Origin of the sequence: Sporolactobacillus inulinus (assembly GCF_006539285.1) — a bacterium.
Lineage (GTDB): Bacteria > Bacillota > Bacilli > Bacillales > Sporolactobacillaceae > Sporolactobacillus > Sporolactobacillus inulinus.
Map to the genome: position 1 here is coordinate 1 of NZ_BJMS01000139.1, position 5497 is coordinate 5497.

The window sequence follows — 5497 nt, forward strand, 5'->3', positions numbered from 1 at the left end:
TAAAAAACAGTTTATGAAACTGACAGCTAATCTAAAAGAATATATAGATGAATTGTTCGCGAAAATTGAAAAGGAAGTAAATGGTAAGGGAAAAGATAATATGGATTTTTCTCGATATCCACTTGATATGAATTATCAATCACATTTTTATATTGACACATTTGACAATGTGGTTGTAGATTTGGAGAATTTTATAGATCGTTTTAAAGAAATTAGACAAAATTTAAGGCAAATTGCTATGCATTATTTATATGAGATCTTAGATGCTGATCATGATTAAAATGGGAGCTCCAAAATAACATTTGCTTTGAATTTGTTTATACTGAAACAACTCGAAATTTTCTAATAAATATATTTTTTTTGGAGATCAGGTGATGAAATTCAATGAATATTGATCAAATAGAAGCCAAATTAGCACATTTATTTCGTGAACCATTAAAGGATGGCGAGCAGCGGAAGATCGTATTTTGGGTGGATAAGGATGGTGAATTTACCGAAGTTATTGATCAGCTCAATCTAATCGATGCGAAAATTCATCACTTAACTAAACATAATCAGTTTTATACCAAGTATTTGTTAGAAGAAGATCCTAAGTCTTCTTATTTGGTTTATACCACTATGGAATTAGATAGTGAAGACAACTGGCTAATGGATACAGCCCTTTATTCGAAAATATTCTATGCGGATTGGTTATCATTAATACTAAGTGAACTACATATTGATTCTTCTTTGCGAATGGTTGTAAAAAAATACGAGAAATTTTTTAATAATCAGGAACGTCGTAGAAAATTTGCTGCCTTTAACATTGAATCGTGTACAGAGGAAAACATAGAACTCGCAATTATGAGTACCTTATGCAATGTCAAAGCTCTGGATTTTGAAGAGATATTAAAAACGGTACTCATGGATTCGTTAGATGATCAACAAAATAAATATTTGTCCCTTTTTAATAAATTTTTTGATGAAAATGTGTTCTGGAATTATGCTGTGGATCGTTATGGATATGAACGAGACGAAAAAAGCCTAAAAACACTGTTCATCCATCTCCTGGTGACAGCTTTCAGTCAATCGGTGGATGAAGAACTGATTAAAGACCTAAAGAATTTTATCGCGGATCGGAATAAAACCAATGCATCAGTCTTTGTTGATCATTGGATGCATCATACTACGGATGGCGAAGTGTTCGATGAACTGGTAGAAATGGCTGAACAGGAGATTGGGCTGCCAAAGATCATTAACCCTTTACCTGTTGAAGCATTTAAACAAGCAGATATCTTCCCGTGCATTGATCGAGCAATAATCATTTATATTGCCAATGGACTGATGACACATCTTGAAGATTATGAGGAATACACGAAGCTCATTAATCTGAGAAGATCGAAACATTATTATCGTAGATTTTCCTCCATATATGAGGCCATTTACTATACTGTTAAGATGCATGAATTTTTTAAAGAGCATCGTCAGGGGATTCCACAAGGCCCGGCTATTGATTTATATCAAACCTACGTAAAAGATTATTATCTCATGGATACTTATTATCGCAAGTTTTATGTGGCTTATGATCAGGAAAGTAACCATGATTTGTTGAAGAAATTAAAAACACTCGTCGAGAATTTATATACAAACTGGTACATGGGGGAACTGGGTGCTCATTGGTCTGAAGCGATTGAAAGAGAAATGACACACGATTGGACGCTTCCAGGTGTGAAGAATCAACAAAACTTTTATGCATCTCTTGTCAGACCGAAGATACGTAACGGGGAACGCGTTTTTGTAATCGTGTCTGATGCGATGCGTTACGAAATCGGTTCAGAGTTAGCTGCACGACTGAACACAGAAACAATGGGAGAGTGTGAAATAGAACCATTGCTAGGGGTTGTTCCCTCGATTACAAAGCTCGGTATGCCATCTCTTATACTGCACAAGGACTTGGACATCGATACAAACGGACAAGTGTTGGTGGATGGAAAAAATTCCGCTGGATTAGAAAATCGAAAAAAAATAATCGAGACAAAAGTGGCTGACAGTATTGTCGTTCATTTTCAAGATGTGCTCGCAATGAATAAAGCGGGACGAAGGGAAACCTTTAAAGGGAAGAAACTCATCTATATCTATCATGATACGATTGATGCCATGGGAGACAAGGCTTCAACTGAAGTCTATACATTCAACGCTGTGGAGACCGCATTGGATCAACTATATAATCTAGTGAAAATTATACGAGATGATTTGAGCGGAACAAATGTCATGATTACTTCGGATCATGGTTTCCTTTATCAACGAGATCCATTAGAAGAAAGCGATAAAATTGGACAAGAGTTGGATCATGCTGTGGAAGTGAAACGGCGTTATATCTTATCACAGGAGCAACATGAAATACCTGGACAATTAGCAGTTGATCTGTCATCGATTGTAAAAAACGAGCATCATTTAACTGCTTATTTGCCTAAAGCAACGTTTCGATTCAAGATTCAAGGATCCGGTGTCAACTTTGTGCATGGTGGAGCAAGTTTACAGGAAGTTGTAGTTCCACTTTTAACGTTTAAAAATAAAAGGGCTGGACAAAAAGGTGCTAAAGTAATTAAAAAGGTTGATATTAAACTGACGAATACGACTCGAAAGATCACGAATAGCATCTTCAATTTGGAATTTTTCCAGACGGAGAAGGTTGAAGAGAAGCTTGTTCCTCGTACCGTTGCTATCTTTATGACTGATGAGGAAGGCAATGCTTTATCCAATGAAGAAACAATCATCGGGGATCGTATTTCTGATGATCCGGCAGAACGCACTTTCAAATTGCGATTCCTTCTTAAAAGCATTGCTTATGATCGTAATAAAACGTATTACTTAATCATTAAAGACACGGATACAGATGTTCTTGTAGAGAAAATCCCATTCACCATTAATTTGGGTATCATCAGCGATTTTGATTTTTAAGGGGAGGAGGATTGAAAATGGAAGACAAAATAAATGAAGGATTATCAGTAGATCTTGATAAAAAACTAAACGATACATTTGCTGGTCGTGTTGTCCGCAAAGACCTGACGAACCTAATAAAAGAAGGAGCTAACGTTCCTGTCTATGTCCTTGAATATTTGTTAGGCATGTACGCAGCGACCGATGACGAAGAGAGTATCCAAGAGGGCATTGACCGTGTAAAAAAAATTCTAGCTGAGAACTTTGTCCGTCCGGATGAAGCAGAAAAGATAAAATCAAGGATTCGAGAATTGGGGCAATATTCCGTCATTGATAAAATCTCAGTAACCCTTAATGCAAAGTTTGATCGATACGAAGCAGAGTTTTCCAACCTGGGCTTAAAAGGTGTCCCAGTGTCTTCAATGTATGTTAAGGAATTTGATAAGCTCCTTGTTGGCGGTATTTGGTGCATGGTGAAACTCGACTATTTTTTTGATGAAGAAGTTAAAAACACTAACCCATTTAATGTCAGTGCATTGCAGCCGATCCAGCTGCCTAATATGGATATCAACGAAATATTTGAAGGCAGAAAAAACTTCTCGAAAGAGGAATGGATTGATATCTTGATCCGCTCAATAGGAATGGAGCCAAGTCAATTAGAAGAACGTGTCAAATGGCATCTTTTATTACGACTGGTTCCGCTTGTGGAAAACAATTACAATATGTGTGAACTCGGCCCAAGAGGTACGGGAAAATCTCATGTTTATAAAGAACTTTCCCCAAACTCAATTTTGGTATCTGGCGGACAAACAACGGTGGCTAATCTTTTCTATAACATGTCTACGCGGAAGATTGGTCTCGTTGGTATGTGGGACTGTGTGACTTTTGATGAAGTAGCCGGAATTCGCTTTAAAGATAAAGACGGCATTCAAATCATGAAAGACTACATGGCATCAGGTTCTTTTGCGAGAGGTAAAGAAGAGAAAAATGCCAGTGCCTCAATGGTGTTCGTAGGAAATATTAACCAAAGTGTAGACTCACTCATAAAAACATCCCACTTATTTGCTCCATTCCCAGAAGAGATGGCCAATGATAGTGCGTTCTTTGATCGCATGCATTACTATTTGCCAGGATGGGAAATTCCAAAAATGCGTCCTGACTTTTTCACAGGAAATTATGGATTCATCGTTGATTACTTAGCAGAGTTCTTTCGAGAAATGAGAAAACGATCCTATTCAGATGCTTTTGACCATTACTTTAAACTCGGCAACAACTTAAATCAGCGGGACACGATCGCGGTCAGAAAAACGGTCTCCGGTCTCGTCAAACTCATTTATCCTAATGGCATTTATTCTAAAGAAGATATTAAAGAAATAATCAATTATGCACTTGAAGGCCGCCGCCGTGTCAAAGAGCAACTGAAGAAAATTGGTGGCATGGAATTTTACGATGTCATGTTCTCCTATATTGATAAAGAAACAATGGAAGAACATTATGTTTCGGTTCCTGAGCAAGGCGGAGGCAACCTCATTCCAGAAGGGTTGGGCAAACCAGGCCATGTATATGTCGTTGGGCATGGACATTCAGGCATGATTGGTGTCTATAAGCTTGAAAATCAAGTTGTAAGCGGTACGGGAAAGTTCGATAAATCCGGTGTGGGATCACATCGCGAAGCAAAAGAAAGCCTAGATACAGCCTTTCGTTACTTCACGGCCAATTGTAAAAGCATCAGTAATTCGATAAGTACAAAGACAAAGGATTATCTCATGCATATTAGTGATTTACAAGGCATCGGGTTAACTGATGAACTGGCGATTGCTGAACTCATAGGGCTTTGCTCCGGAGCATTAGGAAAACCAACACAAGAAAGTTTAATCGTCATTGGTAACATGACCGTTGGGGGAACTATCTCCAAGGTAGCCGAATTCGCCAACGTCTTGCAAGTTTGTGTAGATGCCGGAGCAAAGAAAGTGCTTATTCCAGCTTCATCGGTAATGGATCTACAAACAGTACCACCAGATCTTTTGGTTAAAGTGCAGCCAGTATTTTATTCAGACGCGATTGATGCGGTATTTAAGGCTTTAGGGGTAAATTAACTTTAAGAAAAAATTTTGATATACCGGTAAAGTTATTGATTCTAAAAATTTTTTGCTGTGTATTTATGAGGATAATTAATAAACAGCGTAAAGATAAGGAGGGATGAAATATGAAGTATAATAAATTAGACGTTGTAGGGGTACCGTATTGTAATAAACAATCTATCGTTTCAAATAAAATCGAAAAACGAGAAATACTTAATATAGAATTAAATAAAACAGGTAGTAAAACTATAACTATTATTATGATGAATCCTTCGAAAGCTGATTCAACTTGTTCAGATAGAACTATAAATAAACTTATTACATTCTTTAAGAAGCAGGTTCTAATCCCACTTAATAATGATAGTGAAAGTATAGATGATATTAAATATATAAATGTAATGAATTTAATTCCAATTTATAACTCCGATAATAGTACATTGAATCAAGATCTTGAAACTTTAATTTCTCAAAAATCAATTGATTATTTAAGTGATTTC

3 protein-coding genes and 1 pseudogene are annotated in these 5497 nt (G+C 36.7%); all 4 read left to right on the forward strand.

What is annotated here, in order from left to right; all coding sequences use genetic code 11:
- A pseudogene (locus SIN01_RS15125) lies at nt 1–280 on the forward strand (hypothetical protein); the annotation flags it as partial.
- Nucleotides 281–384: 104 nt separating this feature from the next.
- Nucleotides 385–2940 (forward strand): BREX-1 system phosphatase PglZ type A, encoded by a 2556-nt coding sequence (pglZ, locus tag SIN01_RS13715; protein ID WP_010024070.1) that lies wholly within the window; start codon nt 385–387, stop codon nt 2938–2940.
- A gap of 17 nt (nt 2941–2957) precedes the next feature.
- Complete coding sequence (gene brxL / locus SIN01_RS13720; RefSeq protein ID WP_010024071.1) at nt 2958–5015, forward strand: protease Lon-related BREX system protein BrxL; 2058 nt, start codon at nt 2958–2960, stop codon at nt 5013–5015.
- Between the two features lie 110 nt (nt 5016–5125).
- Nucleotides 5126–5497 (forward strand): DUF1643 domain-containing protein (locus SIN01_RS13725; protein WP_141306139.1); only part of this gene is annotated, 372 nt, incomplete at its 3' end.